General features: G+C 52.7%; 15 protein-coding genes and 4 tRNA genes. 17 read left to right on the top strand and 2 right to left on the bottom strand.

Going from position 1 to position 22827, the window contains the following annotated elements:
* The first annotated feature begins 62 nt into the window (after nucleotides 1–62).
* The 10 genes from BN6471_RS10195 to BN6471_RS10150 all read left to right on the top strand — a co-directional run bounded on the left by BN6471_RS10195 (nucleotide 63) and on the right by BN6471_RS10150 (nucleotide 9521).
* Nucleotides 63–139 (top strand) — tRNA-Arg (locus BN6471_RS10195).
* Nucleotides 140–161: 22 nt separating this feature from the next.
* Nucleotides 162–238 (top strand) — tRNA-His (locus BN6471_RS10190).
* A 25-nt stretch (nucleotides 239–263) separates the two neighbouring features.
* Nucleotides 264–338 (top strand) — tRNA-Gln (locus BN6471_RS10185).
* Between the two features lie 78 nt (nucleotides 339–416).
* Nucleotides 417–492, top strand: a tRNA-Lys gene (locus BN6471_RS10180).
* Nucleotides 493–749: 257 nt separating this feature from the next.
* Nucleotides 750–3113 carry a glycyl radical protein gene (locus tag BN6471_RS10175; RefSeq protein ID WP_074025775.1) on the top strand — a complete coding sequence of 788 codons (2364 nt, stop codon included), beginning with the start codon at nucleotides 750–752 and terminating at the stop codon, nucleotides 3111–3113.
* Between the two features lies 1 nt (nucleotide 3114).
* A complete protein-coding gene (locus BN6471_RS10170) occupies nucleotides 3115–4002 on the top strand; it encodes a glycyl-radical enzyme activating protein (protein WP_066650067.1) in 888 nt (295 codons plus the stop codon).
* 181 nt (nucleotides 4003–4183) lie between these two features.
* On the top strand, nucleotides 4184–5356 hold the full coding sequence (locus BN6471_RS10165) for an iron-containing alcohol dehydrogenase (protein ID WP_066648548.1): 1173 nt from the start codon (nucleotides 4184–4186) through the stop codon (nucleotides 5354–5356).
* 108 nt (nucleotides 5357–5464) lie between these two features.
* A complete protein-coding gene (locus BN6471_RS10160) occupies nucleotides 5465–6580 on the top strand; it encodes an exonuclease SbcCD subunit D (protein ID WP_066648546.1) in 1116 nt (371 codons plus the stop codon).
* Nucleotides 6577–9021, top strand: a complete 2445-nt coding sequence (locus BN6471_RS10155; RefSeq protein WP_066648545.1) for an AAA family ATPase — start codon at nucleotides 6577–6579, stop codon at nucleotides 9019–9021. The genes BN6471_RS10160 and BN6471_RS10155 overlap by 4 nt, the downstream gene beginning before the upstream one ends.
* Before the next feature lie 68 nt (nucleotides 9022–9089).
* The gene (locus tag BN6471_RS10150; RefSeq protein ID WP_066648542.1) at nucleotides 9090–9521 is read left to right on the top strand and encodes a DUF7832 domain-containing protein; all 432 of its coding nucleotides are present in this window, start codon (nucleotides 9090–9092) and stop codon (nucleotides 9519–9521) included.
* A gap of 3 nt (nucleotides 9522–9524) precedes the next feature.
* Here the strand turns inward: BN6471_RS10150 and BN6471_RS10145 are convergent, their stop codons facing one another.
* Entirely contained in the window at nucleotides 9525–11216 is a 1692-nt protein-coding gene (locus BN6471_RS10145; RefSeq protein ID WP_066648537.1) for a U32 family peptidase, read from the bottom strand.
* 102 nt (nucleotides 11217–11318) lie between these two features.
* On the opposite strand from BN6471_RS10145, the gene typA reads away from it, so the two are divergent.
* Together typA and BN6471_RS10135 are read left to right on the top strand one after the other, a co-directional pair.
* Nucleotides 11319–13133: a translational GTPase TypA gene (gene typA, locus BN6471_RS10140; RefSeq protein WP_066648535.1), complete on the top strand. Its 1815-nt coding sequence runs from the start codon at nucleotides 11319–11321 to the stop codon at nucleotides 13131–13133.
* A gap of 49 nt (nucleotides 13134–13182) precedes the next feature.
* Nucleotides 13183–13764 carry a class I SAM-dependent methyltransferase gene (locus tag BN6471_RS10135; protein WP_162270201.1) on the top strand — a complete coding sequence of 194 codons (582 nt, stop codon included), beginning with the start codon at nucleotides 13183–13185 and terminating at the stop codon, nucleotides 13762–13764.
* A gap of 42 nt (nucleotides 13765–13806) precedes the next feature.
* On the opposite strand, the gene BN6471_RS10130 is transcribed toward BN6471_RS10135, so the two are convergent.
* Entirely contained in the window at nucleotides 13807–14382 is a 576-nt protein-coding gene (locus BN6471_RS10130; RefSeq protein WP_066648531.1) for a flavodoxin family protein, read from the bottom strand.
* 177 nt (nucleotides 14383–14559) lie between these two features.
* Between BN6471_RS10130 and BN6471_RS10125 the strand changes: the two genes are divergently transcribed.
* From BN6471_RS10125 to BN6471_RS10110, 5 genes are all read left to right on the top strand, one after another.
* Nucleotides 14560–15696 (top strand): sodium ion-translocating decarboxylase subunit beta, encoded by a 1137-nt coding sequence (locus BN6471_RS10125; RefSeq protein WP_066648527.1) that lies wholly within the window; start codon nucleotides 14560–14562, stop codon nucleotides 15694–15696.
* A gap of 19 nt (nucleotides 15697–15715) precedes the next feature.
* On the top strand, nucleotides 15716–15850 hold the full coding sequence (locus BN6471_RS12935; RefSeq protein ID WP_147554016.1) for a sodium pump decarboxylase gamma subunit: 135 nt from the start codon (nucleotides 15716–15718) through the stop codon (nucleotides 15848–15850).
* Nucleotides 15851–15852: 2 nt separating this feature from the next.
* Nucleotides 15853–16509: a 4Fe-4S dicluster domain-containing protein gene (locus BN6471_RS10120; RefSeq protein WP_066648524.1), complete on the top strand. Its 657-nt coding sequence runs from the start codon at nucleotides 15853–15855 to the stop codon at nucleotides 16507–16509.
* 163 nt (nucleotides 16510–16672) lie between these two features.
* Complete coding sequence (locus BN6471_RS10115) at nucleotides 16673–18196, top strand: C40 family peptidase (protein WP_066648518.1); 1524 nt, start codon at nucleotides 16673–16675, stop codon at nucleotides 18194–18196.
* Nucleotides 18197–18305: 109 nt separating this feature from the next.
* Complete coding sequence (locus BN6471_RS10110; RefSeq protein ID WP_066648515.1) at nucleotides 18306–22553, top strand: 2-hydroxyacyl-CoA dehydratase; 4248 nt, start codon at nucleotides 18306–18308, stop codon at nucleotides 22551–22553.
* Nucleotides 22554–22827 lie beyond the last annotated feature (274 nt).

The following is a 22827-nucleotide window of genomic DNA, read 5'->3' as shown; positions in this document are numbered from 1 at the left end:
ATAATTTTTAATTGTCAGCCGAGGCGTAAAATATTGTTTTTACGCGGCATACATCTGGTTATGCGCCTGTAGCTCAGTTGGATAGAGCAACGGCCTTCTAAGCCGTGTGCCAGGGGTTCGAATCCCTTCAGGCGCGCCATTGGATAATAATAAGCTACGTGGTGGGTATAGCCCAGTTGGTTAGAGCGCCAGGTTGTGGCCCTGGAGGTCGTGGGTTCGAATCCCACTACTCACCCCACTTTATTATCTGTGACGGCCTGCGATGGGGTATCGCCAAGCGGTAAGGCACAGGATTTTGATTCCTGCATGCGCTGGTTCAAATCCAGCTACCCCAGCCATTTAAAAGCAAACGGCATATGAAAAAATGCTGTACAAGATAATCGGGCCGTGCTATAATAATGAACGTTCCAAAAAATGACCCACTAGCTCAGTTGGCAGAGCACTTGACTTTTAATCAAGGTGTCCGGAGTTCGAATCTCCGGTGGGTCACCAAAGAAAAAGCCCTTAACTAGCAGAGTTAAGGGCTTTTTTGTTGCCCAAAATCATCGGATTCAAAAAAAGTAAATAAATGTCAGAGGAACATTATTGACTCATAAGAACATATGTGCTAACATGTAATTGTGCATGAAGCAGTGATAACAAGCCAAGGAAGGCATTATGTAAACCAGCAGAAGCTGTTATATAGGGTTACGTACATAGTTTATATCGGTCTTTTACGGATAGTAGGGATCAAAATGGAGGTTTGAGTTGTGAACGGTAGAATTGAAGCACTAAAAGACACGTTTCTTTCGGCTACGAGGATGGTGGATACCGAACGGGCAGTCCTTGTTACGGAAAGCTACAAAAACAATGAGGATAAATCTGATCCAATGAAGCGCGCGCTTTCCATACGCCACGTGATGGAAAACATGACGATCACGATACGTGAAAACGAGCTTTTGGTCGGGTGTCATACGCCGTATGTACGGAGCGCGCCGTTGTTTCCTGAATATGCGTCGGGGTGGATCTCTGCGCAGATCGGCGATTTCAGCACGCGCCAGGGAGACCAGTTCGCGGTGACCGACGAGCAAATGGCGGAAGTCCACGAATGTTTGAAGTATTGGAAAGGGCGGTCGCTTGACGAGCGTATTGCTGCCTGCGTGCCCGAGGAGCTGCAGCGCATTATTGATTATAATGTTTTTTATAATGCAAACTACCCCTCGCAATCGCCGGGACATATCGTCGCGAATTTTGAGTACCTGCTCAAAACAGGGTTTGATAAAATCATCAATATATGTAAGGAAAAGATAGCCGGGCTCGATATCAACGAAGATGATTTTATAGACAAGCGTGAATTTTATTTGTCCTGTATCGAAATTATGCAGGCGACGATCGACTATACGAAACGGTTTGCCGTGCTCGCGCGTGACCTGGCGGAAAAGGAAAAAGATCCTGCCCGCAAAGCGGAGCTTCTGCAGATCGCTGAAAATTGTGAGAATGTACCGGCGAAACCGGCATCCTCTTATTGGGAGGCGCTGCAGTTTGTTTTCATCGTCCAGATGACGATCCTGCTGGAAGGCAACGGCCTTGGCGTGGCGTTGGGAAGGATCGACAAATACCTTTATCCATATTATGAAGCGGATTTGAAAGCCGGCAAAATCGACCACGACGCAGCGCTGGAGTTGATGGAATGTTTCTACCTGAAACTGTCGGAATTGGATAAGATCGCTTCCAACGAGTCTACGGCGGTCAATACGGGGCCGGCCCACGGGCAAACGATCACGATCGGCGGAACGCTGGAAGACGGCAGTGATATCACAAACGATATATCGATCCTGATCCTTGAAGCAGACCGGGATGTGGGCCTTTCGCAGCCGGATATCGCTGTCAGGATCCATCGGAATACTTCGCAGCGCCTGATCGATGCGGCTACCGTAAATGTAAAATCCGGCCTGAATAAGGTAAAGATCTACAACGATGTACTGATCAAGGAAGCGGTTGAGCGGATCGGTTACAGCAAGGATGAATCGTACAATTTCAGCTTTTTGGGATGCAGCGAACCTGTGGTCGACGGAACGACAAACAGCTGGGGGAATTCCGGGCATATCAACCTCGTTAAATGCCTGGAGCTGGCGCTCAACGATGGGAAATGCATGCTCACAGGTGTCCAGATGGGGCCGCATACAGGGGAAGCGTCTGGCTTTAAGACGATAGACGACGTCAAGGCCGCATACAGGAAGCAGGTAAACTACTTCACAGATGCGCTGGTACAGTATGACCGGATCATCGATATGTGCCATAAAAAATACAGCTCTCTGCCGTTCTGTTCGGTGGTGATCGACGGGTGTATCGAAAAAGGCGTTGATTTTGAACGCGGCGGCGCCAGGTACAATTTCACTTCGCCGCTGGGCGTTGCGCCCATTACGGTCGGCGATTCCCTGATGGCGGTCAAAAAGCTTGTTTTCGATGACAAGAAGCTGGAAATGGACCAGCTGATCCATGCGCTCAAAAATGATTTTGCAGGGGAAGAGCCGCTGCGGATGATGCTGAAAAACCGTGCTCCTAAATTTGGCAACGATATTGACGAAGCGGACGAAATGAGCAGCTTTGCAATGGCGGTATACTGCGATGCATTGGAAAAATATAAGAATGCACGGGGCGGGATCTTTACCGCCGGGATCTATTACCTTACGGCCAATGTACCGAACGGTGAACGCACGGCGGCTACGCCGAACGGCAGGCATGCGGGCGAACCGCTCAATGACGGCGGGATCTCCCCGACGCACGGCGACGACAAGCAGGGTGCGACGGCCATCTTTAAATCTGCCGGGAAGCTGTGCAATGTACGTGCGGGCCATGGCTCGGTCTTGAACCAACTCCTGCATCCTTCCATTTTCAATGGCAAGGACGGCGAGCGCGTATTCGGCGAGTATATGCGCAGCATCGTGGATTGCGGGGTCTGGGAAACGCAGTTTAACGTGATCACGCGCGACGACCTTATCCGCGCGCAGCAGTCGCCTGATGAGTACCGTTCCCTCGTTGTCCGGGTCGCGGGCTACAGTGCGTTCTTTACAGTGCTGGGCAAAGGAGTCCAGGACGACATCATAGACCGTACGAGCCTGCTTGAGTATTGATATGGAAGGTTGCGTATTCGATATCCAGCGCTTTTGTGTGCATGACGGGCCGGGCATCCGTACCACGGTGTTTTTGAAAGGGTGTCCGCTGCGCTGCAAATGGTGCTGTAATCCGGAATCCATGCATGCAAAACCGGAGGTGCTTTTCAACCCGGAATTGTGTATCGGCTGCGGTGCGTGCGCGGCGGCTTGCACGGCAGGGGCCGTTCGGGGCGGCGATGGGATGGATCGATCCATATGCACCGGCTGCGGGAAATGCGCAGAGGAATGTTATGCCGATGCAAGATATGTAAAGGGCGGCTATATGACGCCCGCACAGGTGCTGGACGAGGTGCTCAAGGATACTACCTTCTACGAAAGGACGGGCGGAGGCGTCACGTTCAGCGGCGGGGAGCCGCTGCTCCAGGTGGATTTTCTGGAAGAAACGCTGGCGCTCTGCCGCGAAAATGGGCTGGGTACGGCGATAGAAACGTGCGGCAACGTTCCATATGCTTCTTTTGAAAGGATCGCAAATTTGGTCGACCTGTTTTTGTTCGATATCAAGAGTACGGACAGCAAGAAGCATTTGGAATATACCGGTGTGGAAAACAGGCAAATACTGGACAACTGCGAGCAGCTTGCGAAGATTGCAAAACGTGTCGTGGTACGCGTGCCGGTCATTCCTGAATTCAACTTTGATACAGGAGAGCTTGGGAATATCGTTCGCTTTGCGGAAAAGATCGGTGTGGATGAAGTGAATTTCCTGCCGTATCACAGGATGGCGGCAAATAAATATTCCTTCCTCAACCGTGCATATTGGGATCCGGGCATCGAGCGCCTGGACGAAAGTGAAGTGGAAAATTGTATCAAAGGCATCTTAACTTCCGTGAGGATGGAAATAGGCGGATAAAGCATAAAAAACTACGTTGGAAAACGTAGTTTTTTTGTTGCCGGCGTTATGAACACTTGTGTTTGCCGGGGTTTGCGGATAATATATAAGTGAATACAAGGTAGGCTGACCTGCCGTTTAAGGTCTTATCAATATGGGTATCTGGTTATTACAATAATTAGCAAAGAGGGGAGATCGCAAGATGGATAACGACGTATATTTTAATCCGACCAAGGTCTTTTTTGGCAAGGGGACGGAGCTTCTCGTAGGGGAAGAGATCGCAAAATACAGCCAGAAGGTACTGCTGCACTATGGCGGCGGCAGCGCCGAGCGTTCCGGCCTCCTGGACAGGATCCGGAAATCCTTGAAAGACGCGGGGCTGGCGGTGTTTGAACTGGGCGGCGTCCAGCCCAACCCGAGGCTGGGCCTCATATACGAGGGCATCAATATATGCCGCCACAACGGGATCGGCTTCATCCTTGCGGTAGGCGGCGGCAGCGTTATCGATTCTGCGAAAGCGATTGCCTGCGGCACGCCCAACAGCGACGACGTATGGGATTATTTTCTGGGCAAGAAAAAGGCCCTTGCGATCCTGCCGATCGCCACGGTGCTGACGATCCCGGGCGCGGGAAGCGAGTCTTCCAACGGCATGGTGGTCACGCGGGAAGATACGATGGAGAAGATGGCTTATGAGGACGAGCGTTCAAGGCCGGTGTTTTCGGTGCTGAACCCCGAGCTTACCTACACCGTTCCGCCGTACCATACGGCCGCGGGGATCGTGGATGCGTTTGCACACATCATGGAACGGTATTTCACCAATACGGAGGACGTGGACGTTACGGATCGCATGTGCGAGGGCGTGATGAAGTCTTTGCTGCGCTACGGGCGGACGGCGGTCACAGACCCGCAAAATTACAGGGCGCGCGCAGAAACGATGTGGGCATGCAAAATGGCGCATGACGGTACGCTGGGCGTGGGGCGCGAAGAGGATTGGGCCTCCCACATGATCGAGCACGAGCTGTCCGCGAAATATGACGTATCGCATGGCGCGGGGCTTTCCGTGATCTTTCCTGCGTGGATGAAGTATGTGTACTCCAACAAGCCGGAGCGCTTCGTACAGTTTGCGATGCGGGTGTTTGATGTGGAATATTCCTTTGACAATCAGGACTGGACGATCAAAGAGGGAATCAAACGCATGATGACGTTCTTCAAGAGCCTGAATATGCCGACTTCGCTGCGCGACCTGGGGATCAATGACAAGGATTCCCTAGGCGAGATGGCTAGGCGCTGTGTGGAGCATTGCGGCGGCAGCGTCGGGCATTTCGCGGAGTTGGGCGAGGCGGACGTACGCAACATTTTAGAGATCGCCTATTGACGAAAAGAAATAAGAAGGCTGCCCGCAAGGCAGTCTTTTTTATTTCATGCTGCGGTGGAATATGATAAGATAAGAAAAGAGACATAAGCGGAAGGAGCGCACGGCAGTATGCGTTTTTTACACACATCGGACTGGCATCTGGGCTTTTCGTTAAGCAATATGCCCATGATCGAAGAACAGAAACACTTTGCAGGACAAATATTGGATATCGCGCGCAGGAAAAAGGTGGATGCGGTGGTTATCGCAGGCGACATGTTCGACCACGCGGTCTCCAATCCTGACGCCATAGGCGTTTATAACGATACCATGACAAGGCTGTGCATGAAAAGCGGGGTCCCGGTCATTATCTGCGCGGGCAACCATGACGGCGCTGCACGGCTTTCCTCCTGCGCGGATTTGCTGGGCAAGGCGGGCCTGCATATCGCGGGAAGCATTAAAAACGGGATACCATCTATAACGCTGGAAGATGCAACGATCCATATCCTGCCTTTCTTTTCCATAGAAGAAGCGCGTTACCTGTACCCGGATGAAGAAATCAGGAATTACGATATGGCCATGCGCGCGATCATAAAGCGCCTGCCGCTTGGAAAAGGACGCAATATCCTGGCGGCGCATTGCTTTGTCAGCAGCGCGGAAGTATCGGAAAGCGACCGTTCGGCGATGGTCGGCGGAGCCAATATGGTGGGCGCGGACGCGTTTGGCGTATTCGATTATGTTGCGCTGGGGCATTTGCACAAGCCGCAGGACATCGGCGAAAACATACGTTACTGCGGTTCCCCGATGAAGCTGTCTTTTTCGGAAGCGGAACAGGAAAAGAGCGTGACGATCGTGGATACGTCGGATATGTCGCGGGAGCTGGTCAGCCTTTCCATGGTCAACGATCTGCGCGTCTTAAAGGGAAGCTACCGGGAGATACTGGAACGCGCCGGGAGGGACGGTAAATCATCCGACTATATCAAGATCGAGCTTGCGGATGAATATGCTCATATGGAACTGCGCAATACGCTCAGCGAATATTACCCGAACCTCTTATCGCTGGCAGGCAAAGAATTTGAGGGCGGAAAGGAAAGCGACCTGTCTGTGGAGCAGGTGGCGAGCCTTAGCCCGCTGGAGATCATGATGAAGTTTTACGAGGAATACTCCGGCGGACAGCAGCCGAGTGAAAAGCAGGTGGAATGGTTTTTAAAGGCGCTCTCCGTAAAGAAGGAGGGAAAGCTGCAATGACGCCTGAAATTTTGAGCTTTGAAGCGTTTGGCCCGTATGTAAAAAAGCAGGAGATCGATTTTTCCGTATTCCGAAAGACGGGCCTGTTCTTGATACATGGAAGGACGGGCGCGGGCAAGACAACTGTGCTGGACGCAATGACCTACGCCTTGTTTGGGGAGAGCAGCGGCGGCGGGCGCGGGGATTTTGCCGCGATGCGCAGTGATTTCGCGCCTGATGAACAAAATACATGTGTCAGCTTTGTTTTCAGTATACGCGGGAAGCGTTATAAATTTACGCGGGAATTGCGCGTGCGTACCAAGCGTAACGGGGAAAAAGAGCTGCAGGCGGCACAGGATGCTTTTTTTGAAGATGAGGCAGGCAGCTTTGTACCGTTTTTTGAAAACCCGGGCATCAAGAACATCCGGCAAAAGGCGGAGGAATTGTTGGGGCTCACCTGTGAACAGTTCCGGCAGGTTATTTTACTTCCGCAGGGGAAATTTGAAGAACTGTTGGTGGCGGATTCCGCAGCGAAGGAAGAGATCCTGGTAACGCTTTTCAAAGCGGAGCAATGGCAGGAGCTGACTGACTGGCTGTGTGACAGGGCAAACGACCTGAAACGGGAGAAGGAAGCGCACGAGCAAAAGATCAGGAGCATCCTTGAGCAGCACGCATGCGACAGCGTAGAGGCCTTGCGTGGGTCATTGGAGGAAATGCGGAAGCAGGAAGCGGGGGCGAAGGCGCGGCAAAAGGATACGGCCACGCACCTTGGGCAGGCGAGAGCAGCCTTGCAGGATGCGCAAACGGTAAAGAACCTGTTTGACGAACGGGACGGTGCGGAAACCAAATGCATGCAAATTGCGGGACGGGAGAAAGAGACCGCCCTGCTGGAAGAGAAGATCAGCCGTGCGCTGCTGGCGGAGGAAATATTGCCGCTGCGCAAGGAAGCGGCGCAAATACAAGGACAGAAGCAGCAGTGGGAAGAAAAGCAGCGACAGGCGGAACACGAAAAGCTGGAAGGAGAAAAAAGACTGGCGCAAGCGGTGCAAAGGCTGCAAGCGGTCTTTCGCAGTATACGGGAGGAGCAAGCGGCGCTGGTGAAAGCGGCCGCCCAACTGAAAGGGCAAAAAGCGATCCGGGAGGCAGAATACCAAAAAGCATTTGAAGCCTATATGAAGGATGCGGCCTTTGCGCTCTCGGAAGGGCTTACCGAAGGGCAGGCATGCCCGGTGTGCGGAAGCGAGCACCATCCAAGCCCTGCGCGGCATTCGGAAACCAATACGACGCTGGAGCAGGTGAATGCCGCCAAAAAAGAAATCGGAAGGATCGACAAGCAGCTCCTGGCACAGGAAAAAGAGGGACTTGTATTGCAGCATCTTTCGCAGGCCTGCGAAACGTCGATCGAAAGGTATTGCAAGGATCAAAAGCAGGATACAGGTACGGCACGGGAAGATAAGGCAAACCTGAAGAAGTGGACGGCGGCGGCAGACGAAGCGTTCCAGGCCCTGCAAGCGGCCGCGGCGGCATATGATCTGGCAAAGCAGGAAAACGAAAAGCTCCAATCCGCCTTTGCGGCTGCGATGGACGTCTTTAAAGAGGCGTGCCTTGCGCGCGGGTTCCAGACGGATGAACAGTTCCGCGCGAGCTGCATGAGCAAGGAGGAACGCACTGCGGCGCAGGCAAGCATACAGGACTACCATGTACAGTTGAAGGTGGCACAGCAGGCGCTGGAAAACCTGGAAGGCAAGATTGCGGGGCTACAGAAGCCGGATACGCAGGCGCTGCAAAAAGAGGTGGAAGAAAGGGAGCGGGAAAAACAGGAAACGGATACGCTGCTGGCCTCTGTACAAGCAAAGGCCGGATTGATCGGCGATGCTCTGAAGAAGGCGTCCGCAGCACAAAAGGAATTGGAGGAAAAGGCCGCGGAGTATGTGGAGCTGGATGTGTTTGCCAAGCTCTTGCGTGGGGATAAGGGCGTTGGCCTTAAGCGCTACGTGTTGGGCGTAATGCTTTCTGCGATCACAGGACAGGCAAACCGGCTGCTTAAAAAGGCGCATGACGGGCGTTACCAGCTCTACCGGACGGCGGAGGGGCAGGGCCGTGCGCGCAAGGTCGGGCTGGATTTAGAAGTTTTCGATGCATATTCGGGTGAACGCAGAAGCGTCAAAAGCCTTTCGGGCGGGGAAAAATTCCTGGTTGCGCTTTCACTGTCGCTGGGGCTTTCCGCAGTGGTGCAGGCGCAGAGCGGGGGAATACGGATCGACGCGATGTTTGTGGATGAAGGCTTTGGTTCGCTTGATCCCTCGTCCATCGAAAACGCGCTGGATATCCTTGCAAGCATCCGCGGCGGGCAGCGGCTGGTGGGGATTATTTCCCACGTTCAGCTCCTCAAGGAGAACATAGACGCTTCCATCGAGGTCAGAAAGCAGCGCGCAGGAAGCGAAATTGTGGTCAACATCTGACAAAAATGTTATTGAAGGCCGGTATATGCAGGAGTATAATATCGATAAAACGAATGGGGGGACAGCAAATGGCATTTGATAAGATGGACTGGCATGCAGGGAATTTTCCGGACAGTATTGCATATGAGTGTGCAGGAACCCACATCGGTATGTACCTGGCATGGCTGATCGAGAATGACCTGATCGATGAAGAATGGTACGAAGAATTTGATACGGAGATGGACAAGGTAAAAAACCGTGAGATAACGGGACGGGATCTTCTTGTAGAGTGCTTTGACGAGAGCCTGATCGAAGATATGATGACGGACGAGGCGCTCGAATTCACCGCGGATTATTACGATTCTCAATATATAGACGATTATGCGGACGTATTGGGGCAAGAGGACGCGGACTGCGAATTTGCCGTCTATTTGCACGAAGACACATGGGAAAACTACGACCGTGTGGAACCGGTCGTCAGTGCAAAGTTTGAAAAATGGAAAAACAAGCAATTCGATTGAATGTCAGGTCACGCCGCGCAGGAAATGCCCGCGTGTGAATGCTCCGGGGGGTTTGACCGCTTTGCCCTGCAGGGCAAGGCGGTATTGCCGGGCGATGTTTAAGCATTCCTGCGGGGTCTCTATCGTGAACTTGAGCCGCAGGACGTCGGCGCTCACCTGGCCCAGTTTATCCGCCATGAAAAGCGGCAGGGGATTCAAAATGGAAACGCAGCACCCGTCGCCTGATTTGACGATGGGGAAGCGTTTGCCCATACGGTCTGTAAGAAACAAGTTGCCGTTTGCGCGGCAGCTTTTTTTGTCGCATTTGACGGGACAGTGGATGGTGGTCATGAGCGGCAGATGGCCATAGACGACCACTTCCGTGGGGAGTGGGGAACAAAGATCCCTGATCTGCGCCAGGTTGAGTTCTGCACTCAAGGTTGCGCGCTCATATTCAAGGCCATGCAGCACATGGAGCGTTTCGCTGTTCATGACGTTGAAGGACAGGTCGGCAACCTTATGCGCGGCAGCCTGATGCAGAAGGGTGGCATACATTTCACCATCAAAAGGCGGAAGGGCTTGCGGGCTGCGGCAGGAATCGACAAGCGGGTGCACGCCGATGCACCGCTTATTCGACCGCTGCGCTTTTTGTACGATCTCCTGCGCCCATGGCGCGTCTGCGGGAACATACAAAATATCAACGTCCTCAAGGACGGCCAGCGCTTGTCCTTTGGTCAGCAGTTGTGCAGCCAGCATACGGGGCTTTTTCTTTTTTCCTGTGGGAAGAGGAGTATATTCGCCGAAAGAAGCGTTGCCTGCAGGCATCACAGGCCGCTTGCCGGGAGCGGCTGTACCGCGCGGCCCTGCTTTGGGCATTTGCATACTGAACGGACGGGAAGTGAATCCGCGCCTGCTGAATGCCTTTAAAAGGTCGTCTTTATCCTTTTGCGTGATCTTGCCGCCGTCAAGGGCCTTGCGGTAAATACGCGTTACCGCAGCAACGTAGTGCGCGGGCTTCATGCGCCCCTCGATTTTGATGCTGGCGATCCCGGCATCTTTGATGCTGCCGATGTAGTCGACCAGGCACAGATCCTTTGGACTCAACAGCCGTCCGGATTTGTTTCCCAGGCGGTAATCGAGACGGCAGGGCTGCGCGCATAGCCCGCGGTTGGCGCTGCGCCCGCCAAACATACTGCTCATCAGGCACTGGCCGGAATAACACACGCACAGCGCACCGTGCACAAAGATCTCCAGCTCCGCGCCCGTCTGCTTGCGGATATCGCAGATTTGCGCAAAGGAAAGCTCGCGTGCGAGGATCACGCGCTCAAAACCGAGGCCTGTAAGCGCCTGTACGCCGCTTGCATTATAAGCGGTCATCTGCGTGCTCGCATGGAGCGGGATGCCCGGGCATAAACGTCTGAGCAGCATAGCGCAGCCAAGATCCTGCACGATGAAAGCGTCGATGCCGGCTGCCGCCGCTTCGTCGGCAGTGCCGATCCAATCGGGGATTTCGCGGTCGCGCACCAGCGTATTGAGCGCCAGGTATAGCTTGACGCCTGCCGCATGCGCATAGGAAACAGCCTGCGAAAGATCGCCGAAATTTTCCGCGAGGTTGCGCGCACTGAAATTTTGTGCGCCGATATATACTGCGTCCGCACCGTTTTCCACGGCCGCTTTTAAACTGTCAAACCCGCCTGCGGGAGATAATAATTCCATAACAATATTATACAACAACTTGTCAACAGCAAGCCGCCTTGATTTCGCGCGCGTTTTAGTATATAATAAATTGTTTTTGAAAATAAAGGAGATTGAACAAAATTGGTAAGAGAAGATTTGAGGAATATTGCGATCATTGCGCACGTAGACCACGGCAAGACGACGCTTGTGGACGAAATGCTCAAGCAGGGCGGCAGCTTCCGCGACAATCAGGTGGTGGCAGACCGCGTGATGGACTCCGGAGATTTGGAGCGGGAGCGTGGGATTACGATCCTGGCGAAAAACACCGCGACTTTTTATAATAATGTAAAGATCAACATTGTGGATACCCCCGGTCATGCCGACTTTGGCGGCGAGGTAGAGCGTGTGCTCAAAATGGTGAACGGCGTGGTGCTGCTCGTGGACGCGTTTGAGGGGCCGATGCCGCAGACAAGGTTTGTGCTGCAAAAGGCATTGGAGCTCAACCACCGTGTGATCATCGTGGTCAACAAGATGGACAGGCCGGACGCGCGGTTAAACGACGTGGGCGACGAAGTACTGGAGCTTCTTTTGGAGCTGGACGCAACGGACGAACAGCTCGACAGCCCGATTATCTATTGTTCGGGCAGGGACGGCACGGCAACGGTGGATCCCAACCACCCGGGCAGCGACTTAAAACCGCTGTTCGATACGATATTGAACTACATTCCCGCGCCGGAGGGGGACGAGGATGCGCCGCTGCAAATGCTCGTTTCGTCCATCGACTACAACGAATACGTCGGGCGGATCGCGGTCGGGCGCATTGAACGCGGCGTCATCAAGCAAGGACAGGACGTGTCCCTGTGCGATTATCACGCGGAGGACTTATGCGCAAACGGCAAAGTCACGGCAATTTACCAATACGACGGATTGAAGCGCGTGCCGGTGGAAAGCGCAAAGGCGGGGGATATCATAGCCTTTTCCGGGTTGGAGAATGTGAATATCGGCAATACGGTGTGTGCACAGTATGAATTTGAGCCGATCCCGTTCGTAAAGATATCGGAGCCGACGGTAGAGATGACGTTTTCTGTCAACAACAGCCCATTTGCAGGGCGGGATGGGAAATACGTTACGTCGCGGCATTTGCGTGACCGCCTGATGAGCGAGCTGCGCAAGGACGTATCGCTTGCGGTGCACGAAACGGATAGTGCGGAATCCTTCCGCGTGCTCGGGCGCGGCGAGATGCATCTTTCGATCCTGATCGAAACGATGCGCCGCGAAGGGTATGAATTCCAGGTGGGCGCGCCCAAGGTGCTGTATAAGACAGTGGACGGGCATATGTGCGAGCCGATCGAGCGGCTGCTTGTGGACGTCCCTGCGGAAAGCGTGGGTAATGTCATTGAAAAACTGGGTTCAAGAAAATCGGAAATGGTGCATATGACGCCGCAGGGAGAGCGGATGCGCATTGAGTTCAAGATCCCCGCACGCGGCCTTTTTGGCTATCGCAGCGAGTTTTTGACGGATACAAGGGGCGAGGGGATACTCAATACGGTATTCGACGGGTACGAGCCGTATAAAGGAGATATCGAGAAGCGTTCGCTGGGTTCCCTGGTCGCATTTGAGACGGGGGATTCCATCACCTATGGGCTGTATAACGCACAGGAGCGCGGCACCCTGTTCATCGGTGCGGGCGTACCCGTGTATATGGGGATGGTAGTCGGCTGTTCGCCCAAAAACGAAGACCTGGTCGTGAACGTATGCAAGAAAAAGCATGCCTCCAATGTCCGTGCGTCCGGCAGTGACGACGCGCTGCGTTTGGTACCGCCGAAGAACATGAGCCTTGAGGAAATGCTTGAATTTTTAGGCGACGACGAGCTTTTGGAAGTCACGCCGAACAACCTGCGTATCAGAAAGAGGATACTGGACCATCAGCAGCGCATGAAGTCCAATAAGAAATAATATGGGAATTACAAAAAAAGTTCTGGAAAACTGCAAAAGGCCACGGGGAATGATGGGCAGGCAAACCATCAAAAGGATGAATAAAAGCCATGCGGAGCTTACGGCATGGGGATTTTCCCAAATCGACATCGGAAAAAGCGACGTCATATTGGACGTCGGCTGCGGCGGCGGGAAGGCGCTTAAGCTGTTGTCAAAAAAAGCGGCAAACGGAGCCCTTTACGGCATCGATTATTCGGAAACATCCGTTGCCTGCGCCCGCCGGGAGAACAAAGCGGACGTGCGAAGCGGTAAAATGGACATCTTGCACGGAAGCGTTTCCGATATGCCCTTTCAGGATGGATTTTTCGATTTGGTCACTTCGGTGGAAAGCTATTACTTCTGGCCAGACCTCGACCATGATTTAAAGGAAGTCCTGCGCGTGTTAAAAGAAGGCGGAACCTTTTTGATCGTGGCGGAAATGTACGACCATGCAGGGCAGAGCGAAAAGGATAAGCAGATTGTCGATTTGCTCAACATGCATAACAACACCCCCGAAGAGCTTCAGGATATGCTGGGCAGGGCCGGATACCGCGGGGTATGCGTGGAGGAAAACAAAGAACGCGGCTGGATCTGTGCAAGGGGAATCAAATAAGAAACAAAAAAACGGCAGGGCGCCGTTTTTTTCTTGGACGTATTATTTGGAAAGTTTGCCTAACATAAAGGCCATGTTTTCGCCCAGCGTCTTTAAGGTGCGGGCGGCTTCTTCGTCCTTTTGCCATTCGCCTTTTTCATAGGCCATGGTAAAATTCCAGTAAGTAGAGCTTACGATGGGCATCTGGTTGATGGTGAACAGGTAATTGATCGCCGCCATAGTAAAGTTGGATCCGGCGCGCCGCGCGGTCACGACCGCAGCGCCCGGCTTGTTCTTCAGCGTAAACCCGTTTTCACGGGTGATGCGCCCCAAACGGTCGATGAGAGCTTTCGTTTCGGTGGTCATACTGCCGAAATAGACGGGCGAGCCAATGAGGATCCCGTCGGCGGCGTTTGCGGCGGCAATGAAATCGTTCATTTTATCTTTTTCAATTGCACACTTATTGTTGTGGACACGCATACATTCTTTGCAATCGAGGCAGCCGTAAAGCAGATTTCCCCCCACCTGCACGATTTGCGTATCGATGCCGCGTGCATCGAGCTCGTCGCATACCATTTTCAGGCTGTGGTATGTATTCCCGTCCCTGCGCGGACTTCCGTTAAAAGCAACTACATTCATAAAAGCCACCCCTTTTCAGATATTGGATACGCTAAGTATAGCATGAAAGGGAAAATGTGAGAAATAAAATTTATCTAAAAAAACGGAAAAGCGGTTTGAAAAGAAAAGATTAGATGATATACTGTTAACGGTATTTTACTTCATATTTATATTTTATGTAGGTTAAAGGAGAACTCGATGGAATTTCTTGTGAACGGCATTATGGCGCTTACGTGGCAGCAAGTAATTATGTTTGTCATAGGCGGCGTGTTGATTTTTCTGGCAATTTCCAAAAAGTTGGAACCGGCGCTTTTGCTGCCAATGGGGTTTGGCGCAATCCTTGTCAATATCCCGCTTTCGGGCGCGGTTGACCAGGTGATGGCAGGCGTAGGAAATGTAAACGGCATCGTTGACTGGCTGTTCAGCGTAGGGATCGAAGCATCGGAGATGATGCCATTGCTCCTGTTTATCGGGATCGGCGCCATGATCGATTTTGGCCCGCTGCTCAAAAACCCGAAGCTGCTCTTCTTTGGGGCGGCCGCCCAGTTTGGTATTTTTGCTACCATTACAGCATCGGCGGCGCTCGGGTTTTCGATCCAGGATGCGGCTTCGATCGGCATTATCGGTGCGGCTGACGGCCCGACGTCCATTCTTGTATCGCAGGTGCTGGGCAGCGGCTTTGTAGGGCCGATCGCCGTTGCGGCATATTCGTATATGGCGCTGGTGCCCATCATACAACCGATGGCCATAAAGCTGGTCACCACCAAAAAAGAGCGGGCCATCAAGATGGAATACCATGGTGAAGATATTCCAAAGATTGCAAAAATATTGTTCCCGGTCGTTGTAACGATGATCGCGGGGCTGGTCGCGCCGGCGTCCATCGCGCTGGTCGGATTCCTGATGTTTGGGAACCTGCTGCGTGAATGCGGCGTACTGGATTCGCTTTCGGAGACCGCTTCTAAAGTGCTGGTCAACCTGATCACATTACTATTGGGTATCACGATCGCATCTACGATGAAAGCGGAAGCTTTTGTTACATGGCAGACACTGATGATCATGGGGCTCGGCTTGGCGGCGTTCTTCTTCGACACGATCGCCGGCGTTATGTTCGCGAAGCTGGTCAACGTATTCAGTAAAAAGAAGATGAACCCGATGATCGGCGCCGCAGGGATATCGGCATTCCCGATGTCTGCGCGTGTGGTGCAAAAGATGGGGCTTGAGGCAAACAACCAGAACCATCTGCTGATGTTTGCGGTAGGAGCGAATGTTTCAGGGCAGATCGCTTCTGTGGTCGCAGGCGGCGTCATCCTCGGTCTCGTACCGATCATGATGTAGGGAAAGGAAGGCTGTTATTATGAACGAAGTATTGATAAATTCTCTGGATTTGATGTGGAAGGGCATGCTTTCCATCTTTGTCGTGATCGCGGCGATCTGCATTGTTGTCATGATCATGAACAGGGTAACCAGGAAGAAAAAACAGAAAGAATAACCGTGGAATACGAGAAGATATTGGAAGGCCGCTTTATCAGCCTGTACGGCAGCGCATTATTGCCGGAAAGCCTGCGTGTATATGATGGCCTTGACTATGCAATCTCATTTGCCGTCCCGCTGCCGGATGCGGTCGTTGATGCGGTGGTGGATGGGCCGACAAAAACGTATTTCCACCATTACAGGACGTGCAATGCGTTTTTAGACCAGACTGCTTTTTTGCTGGTGCAGGCGATCAGGCGGGAAGGGTATGACGCTGCTTATGTCCCGGCCTCGCAGTCCGTGAGCGGAGGCGGGTACCGCGGCCTCCTGCCGCATAAAGCAGCGGCCCGGCTGTGCGGCCTCGGCGGGATCGGCGACAACGACCTGTTCATGACGCGCGAATACGGCTGCAGGGTACGGCTGTGTACGGTGCTCACAGATATGCCCCTTGAAACAGCGAACGTGAGAGAGAACCCCTGCCTGCATTGCGGTATGTGTGCAAGGGCTTGCCCGAGCGGGGCGCTTTACGGAAGGGAATGGAGCGAAGGGATCGATGTCCGGGAGATCGTGGATGTCGAGATGTGCAGCAGGCACATGAAGAAGGCGTACCAGGGGATCGGCAGGGGCGCCGTATGCGGGATATGCATGGCGGTTTGCCCGGTAGGCAAAAAGAAATAAGTGTTTTAAGAGCTTGCAGCAAGGGTATTATTAAAATCGTCATAAAAAAATTATTAATAATTTATTACAAAACTATTTACAAACGAAGAATGGCGTTGTATAATGAACCAAAGCTATAAATTTAGACATAAACTCATGACGAGTGAAAACAGAGGAGCGTAATATGAAAAGTATTATATCTAATGTTAAGGATGGTCTTTTGAAGACGGTTGGCACCGTAAAAGGCAAACTGTCGGAAGTGACCGGCAATATCTCTAACATGAGAAAAGTACAGAAGAGAAAAGTATTGAGGACGTATCAGAATACGGCGGTAAAACGCAGCGGCGGCGTTTCCCCCATGCGTGCGTCCCGTATGGGCAGCGCGGCGTCCCCGCAGCCGACAGGCCGTGTGGTTCGCAGGTATGCTGCTAAGAAAGTCAATATGAAGCGTTTCACAGCGGTCATCGCGATTGCGCTTGTGGCAGTCATGGTACCGGTGATGGTATTGGCGGCCAATGGCGATGCCACGCAGACGCCCGAACCGGAAACAACACCGGTAGTAGCGGCTGCAGCGACGGCAGAGAGCCCTTCGGAAGCTCCACAGGTCTCCGAAACGAAGCAAGAAACGACGCAGGTATCGGAAGAGAGCAGTTCACTTACGGCTGAATCGGTCGAAACACCGGAAGCTACGGCAGAACCGGAACCGACGCCCGAGCCAACGCCACAATATGTGACTCTGACGGCAGGCATGAACGATCCTTCTGTCCCGGCATTGCAGCAGCGCCTGATGGATCTGCATTACATGTCCCAGGATCAGACAACGGACTACTTTGGACCTGCAACGCTGATGGCTGTACAGGCTTTCCAGCGCAAGCATGGCCTTGACGTAGACGGTGCGGCGGGGGCTGAAACGCAGGCGGCGATCTTCTCTGCCGATGCAAAAGAATATACGGCGGCCCTTGGCGCTGATGGCGACGATGTGTCCCGTATCCAGGAAAGATTATTAGAGCTTGGTTACAATGTAAGCGTAACAGGCCATTTCGGTGAAATGACGGATAAGGCTGTAAGGGAATTCCAGCGCATGTGCGGCCTGACGGACGACGGCAGCGTTGGCAGCGTGACAAAGGATGTATTATTCTCTGATAATGCTGAACCTTCGACAGCGAAAGTTGAGGCCGATAAAAAAGCGGCTGAAGAAGAAAAGAAGAAAGAGGAAAGCAGTTCCTCCAATAAAGGAAACGGTTCTTCCAGCAGTGATAAGGGCAGCAGCTCTTCCGGCTCTTCGGGTAGCTCCTCAAGTGGCGGCTCCTCGTCGGGCGGTTCCAGCAGCAAACCTTCTTACTCTGCTGATCCGGGTAACGTTGAAGCGTTTATAGACGTAGCAATGGCCCAGGTTGGCAAGCCGTATCGCCTCGGCGGTAAAGGCCCGGATTCGTTTGACTGCTCCGGTTTCGTATACTATGCCCTCAGGGAGAGCGGCAACGGCATCGGATATATGACCTCCGGTGGTTGGGCAGGCGCAGGTTTCACGACAGTAGGCTGGGATGATCTCGAACGCGGCGACATTCTCTGTTTGAGCGGACATGTGGCGATCTACCTGGGAGACAACACGGTGGTGGATGCTTCTTCGAGTTCTGGAAAGATCGTAGTCAGAAGCATGGGTTCTTACTTCTCAAATAACTTCATCTGTGCGAAGAGACCCCTCTAATCGTAAAGTTAAAATCTTGAAGAACGGATGCGAAAGCATCCGTTCTTTTTTCTGTTCTTGTATAGTTCATACTTATTTGATATAATGTTTTGTCAGCAGGAGGTTTTGTATGGCAAAATACGCTTTAGGGTTGGACATCGGTTCTACTACCATTAAGATTGTCTTAGTAGACGGTGACAACACCATTTTATTCGATAGATACAGAAGGCATTTTTCGGACGTACGCGGCGAGCTTTTAAATCTTTTCAAAGAGATTGCGCAGGAATGCGGCGAATATGAGGTCACCTCGGCTATCACAGGCTCTGGTGGCCTTACTGTTGCAAATCTGCTTGGCCTGCCGTTTGTGCAGGAGGTAGTTGCGGGAGCGCGGGCAACGCAAAAGTATATCCCGCAGGCGGATGTCGTTTTGGAGCTCGGCGGCGAGGATGCCAAGATCACTTACATGAAGCCATCCTTAGAACAGCGCATGAACGGTACCTGTGCTGGTGGTACGGGCGCATTCATCGACCAGATGGCCACGCTTTTGAATACTGACCCGATGGGGCTTAACGAGCTTGCAAAGTCCTATCATACCCTTTATCCGATCGCTGCACGCTGCGGCGTGTTTGCCAAGACGGACGTGCAGCCGCTGATCAATGAAGGCGCGGCCAAGGAGGATATTGCCGCGTCTATTTTTCAGTCCGTAGTGAATCAAACGATATCCGGCCTTGCATGCGGCCGGCCGATCCGCGGGAACGTAGCTTTCCTCGGCGGGCCTCTTCATTATTTGACGGAGCTGCGGCAGCGGTTTATTGAGACGTTGCATTTGGAGGGGGAGGCGATCATCCATCCGGACAATTCGCATTTGTTTGTGGCGCTGGGCGCCGCCCTGATGGCGGAGGGAAAAACTTTCCAGGTCAAGGAACTGCCGGATATGCTCACCGCAGCAGGGGAAGGCGCGCACGAAACGCGCCGTTTGCGTCCGCTGTTTGAGTCGGATGAAGAATATGATGCCTTTACAACGCGGCACGCGCAAAAGAACGTGCAGCGCGCAGAGATCGGCAAGGCTGACGGGGCATGTTATCTGGGGCTCGACGCCGGAAGCACGACGATCAAGGCGGTATTGATCGACGACCAGTACCGTATGCTTTATTCGCACTATCATTCCAACGAGGGCAATCCTCTGGATTCTGCGGTAGAAATCGTAAAGGATGTTTATGACAAACTGCCTCCAAAGGCTTATATTGCCGGCGCCTGCGTCACCGGTTACGGCGAAGCGATTATCAAGGAAGCTTTGAAGCTTGACCTCGGCGAGATCGAGACGATGGCACACTATAAGGCGGCGGAATTTTTTAATAAGGATGTAGACCTGATTATTGATATCGGTGGACAGGACATGAAATGCCTGCGCATTAAAAACGGCGTGGTGGACGGGATCATGCTGAATGAGGCATGTTCTTCCGGCTGCGGCAGTTTTTTGCAGACCTTTGCATATTCCCTCGGCATACCGATCCAGGAATTCGCGCAGGAGGCGCTTAAATCTCGCAACCCCGTTGATCTGGGGACGCGCTGCACGGTATTTATGAACAGCCGTGTGAAGCAGGCGCAAAAGGAAGGCGCTACGGTGGGGGATATTTCCGCCGGCCTTTCCTATTCCGTAGTTAAGAATGCGCTCTACAAGGTCATCAAGGTCAAGGATCCGGCTGATTTGGGCAAAAATATCGTTGTGCAGGGCGGCACATTCAAAAACAATGCGATCCTGCGTACGTTTGAGCTGGAGCTTAACAGGGAAGTCGTACGCCCGGATATCGCGGAGCTGATGGGTGCGTTTGGCGCGGCCCTGCTGGCCAAAAAGGAGATGCAGGGGAAACGTTCGTCGATGCTCGGGCGTGATGAGCTTTCAAACTTTACCTATAAGGGGAGCTTTGCCCGCTGTGGGAAATGCGAAAATCGTTGTATGCTCACGATCACGACGTTTGAGGACGGCAGGAAATTTGTTTCCGGCAACCGGTGCGAAAAGGGGAGCGGCGTCGTGAAGAAGAACGACATGCCGAACCTTTACGATTATAAGCTCAAGCGTGTCTTTGACTATGAACCGCTGCCGGAGGACCAGGCGCCTAACGGGACGATCGGGATACCGCGAGCGCTGAACATCTTTGAAAATTATCCGTTCTGGCACGCGATGTTTACCAAACTAGGCTTTCGGGTGGTGCTTTCTGATCCGTCCAGCCATGCGATTTTTGAAAAGGGCATGGAGACGATCTCGTCCGATACGGTTTGTTATCCGGCGAAGCTGATCCATGGGCATATCGAAAACCTGGCGGAAAAGGGAGTCAAAAAGATTTTCTATCCGTGTATTCCTTTCGAGCGCAAGGAATTTGGCGATTCCAACAACCATTACAATTGCCCGGTCGTCACATCCTATCCGGAAGTGATCAAAAGCAATATGGACGTCCTTTCCCGAAACGGCATCGAATTCATCAATTTCTTCGTAGCGCTCGACGAGAAGGAATTCATGCCGCAGAAGATCATGAAGGAATTCGGAAAATACGGGGTCACGGAGCAGCAGGCGCGCGAAGCCGCAGACGCCGCGTATGCGGCGCTTGACCAGTTCAAGCAGGATATGCGCGACCAGGGCGAAAAAACGCTTGCATGGCTGCAGGAGACCGGAAATACGGGCATCGTGCTCGCGGGACGTCCTTACCATGTGGATGCGGAGATCAATCACGGGATTCCGTCGCTCATCACGAGCTATGGCCTTGCTGTGCTCACGGAGGACAGCGTAGCGCATCTGGGGCATTTGGAGCGCCCGATCCGCGTGATGGACCAGTGGGCATTCCATACGCGCCTTTATGAGGCTGCCGCGGCCGTTGCACGTTATGATTGCCTGCAGTTGGTGCAGCTCAATTCGTTTGGCTGCGGCCTGGACGCGATCACGACAGACCAGGTGCATGAAATCATTGAAGCGGCAGGAAAAATTTATACGGTATTGAAGATCGACGAGATCAGTAACCTCGGCGCCGCCAAGATCCGGCTGCGCTCCCTGATCGCCGCTTTAAAAGAACAGAAAGAAGATGCTATAGAGCATCCGGGCAAAAAAGAAGAGACCAAAAACGCAGTGTGGCGCCGACGTATCTTTACCAAGGAAATGCGTGAAAAGGGGACGATCGTCTGTCCGCAGATGGCCCCGCTGCAGTTCCAGTTCTTAAAACAGGCGTTTGATCCGACAGGTTACAACTTCAAGGTGTTGACGGAGGTGACCAAGGAAGATATCGATGTGGGCCTTAAATACGTCAACAACGATGCGTGTTATCCGACGATCATCGTCGTAGGGCAGCTTGTGAACGCTTTTCTGACGGGCAAGCTTGACCCGGACAATACGGTTATCATGCTGACGCAGACAGGCGGCGGATGCCGTGCTTCCAACTATCTCGCGTTCCTGCGCAAGGCGCTCAAAGAAGCGGGTTTCCCGCAGGTCGTTGTCGTATCCATTAACTTCTCAGGTTTGGAGAAAAACCCCGGCTTCCGCTTTACGCCGGGCCTTGCAATGCGGCTGCTCCTTGCGATTCCGCTGGGGGATCTGCTGCAAAAGCTGCTGCTCGCGACCCGGCCTTACGAAAAGAACAAAGGCGAGACAAATGCGCTCTTTGATAAGTGGGTTGGCAAAGTGCAGGATATCGTGCAACACACGCGCTATTTCGGTTACCGTAAGGCAGCGAAACAGATGGTCAGGGACTTCGAGGCGGTAAAGCGTACGGATGCTGTCAAGCCGAAGGTCGGCATCGTAGGAGAGATCTTGGTAAAATACCATCCGGACGCCAACAACCATGCGATCGAGGTGATCGAGCGGGAAGGCGGCGAAGCGGTGATGCCTGCCCTGATGGAATTTTTCACCTACAGCCTTTACAGCTGCAAATTCAAGCATGAAGAAATGGGCAAATCCAAAGGGGTCTATAAGGCGTCCATGTTTGGTATCTGGCTGGTAAACTGGTTCCGCAACCCCATCCAGCGTGCGCTCAGGAAGAGCAAATATTATACGCCTTATCCGAATATCCAGCATCTGGCGGAGCAGTCGGAAGAGATGATCTCCTGTGGAAACTGCACTGGGGAAGGGTGGTTTTTGACTGCGGAGATGCTGCACCTGATCGAGGAGGGGGCGCCCAACATTATTTGCGTACAGCCCTTTGCCTGCCTGCCCAACCATGTCGTGGGCAAGGGCATGATCCGCGGGATCAGGAACAAGTATCCGCAGGCGAACATTGTCGCGGTCGACTATGACCCGGGAGCGTCCGAGGTCAACCAGTTGAACCGTATCAAGCTGATGATCTACAGCGCGTTCGAGAACTTAAAGCTGCAGCAGGAACAAAAACAGGGATAAACGGCAACATGCTGTCAAGACGGTTTGTACAAGCCGTCTTTTTTGTTCGTTTTTTTGACAAAAATTCAGTAAATGAACGCAAAAAATTCAAATGAACGGATGAGAGCGTTGACGATGTTCATTTATAGTGCTATAATATCATGACGGAAACAAGTGAACAGAAATTATACTTTTTCGTTCAGGGAAAATATGCGTAAAAAAACACCCCGAAGGGTGTTTTTCACCTAAAATTTATTTGTTTTGGACTGGAATGAAAAAGTATGAGTAATGATAC

This window comes from Christensenella timonensis (genome assembly GCF_900087015.1).
Lineage (GTDB): Bacteria > Bacillota > Clostridia > Christensenellales > Christensenellaceae > Christensenella > Christensenella timonensis.
The sequence above is the reverse complement of the archived record's forward strand: the minus strand, read 5'-3'. Positions and strand labels throughout refer to the sequence as shown.

What these genes read in the sequence shown, in the direction of transcription:
- BN6471_RS10170 (WP_066650067.1), top strand. Translation starts at nt 3,115, where the DNA reads ATGGAAGGTTGCGTATTCGATATCCAGCGCTTTTGTGTGCATGACGGG.
- BN6471_RS10165 (WP_066648548.1), top strand. Translation starts at nt 4,184, where the DNA reads ATGGATAACGACGTATATTTTAATCCGACCAAGGTCTTTTTTGGCAAG.
- BN6471_RS10160 (WP_066648546.1), top strand. Translation starts at nt 5,465, where the DNA reads ATGCGTTTTTTACACACATCGGACTGGCATCTGGGCTTTTCGTTAAGC.
- BN6471_RS10155 (WP_066648545.1), top strand. Translation starts at nt 6,577, where the DNA reads ATGACGCCTGAAATTTTGAGCTTTGAAGCGTTTGGCCCGTATGTAAAA.
- BN6471_RS10150 (WP_066648542.1), top strand. Translation starts at nt 9,090, where the DNA reads ATGGCATTTGATAAGATGGACTGGCATGCAGGGAATTTTCCGGACAGT.
- BN6471_RS10145 (WP_066648537.1), bottom strand. Translation starts at nt 11,216, where the DNA reads ATGGAATTATTATCTCCCGCAGGCGGGTTTGACAGTTTAAAAGCGGCC.
- BN6471_RS10135 (WP_162270201.1), top strand. Translation starts at nt 13,183, where the DNA reads ATGATGGGCAGGCAAACCATCAAAAGGATGAATAAAAGCCATGCGGAG.
- BN6471_RS10130 (WP_066648531.1), bottom strand. Translation starts at nt 14,382, where the DNA reads ATGAATGTAGTTGCTTTTAACGGAAGTCCGCGCAGGGACGGGAATACA.
- BN6471_RS10125 (WP_066648527.1), top strand. Translation starts at nt 14,560, where the DNA reads ATGGAATTTCTTGTGAACGGCATTATGGCGCTTACGTGGCAGCAAGTA.
- BN6471_RS12935 (WP_147554016.1), top strand. Translation starts at nt 15,716, where the DNA reads ATGAACGAAGTATTGATAAATTCTCTGGATTTGATGTGGAAGGGCATG.
- BN6471_RS10115 (WP_066648518.1), top strand. Translation starts at nt 16,673, where the DNA reads ATGAAAAGTATTATATCTAATGTTAAGGATGGTCTTTTGAAGACGGTT.
- BN6471_RS10110 (WP_066648515.1), top strand. Translation starts at nt 18,306, where the DNA reads ATGGCAAAATACGCTTTAGGGTTGGACATCGGTTCTACTACCATTAAG.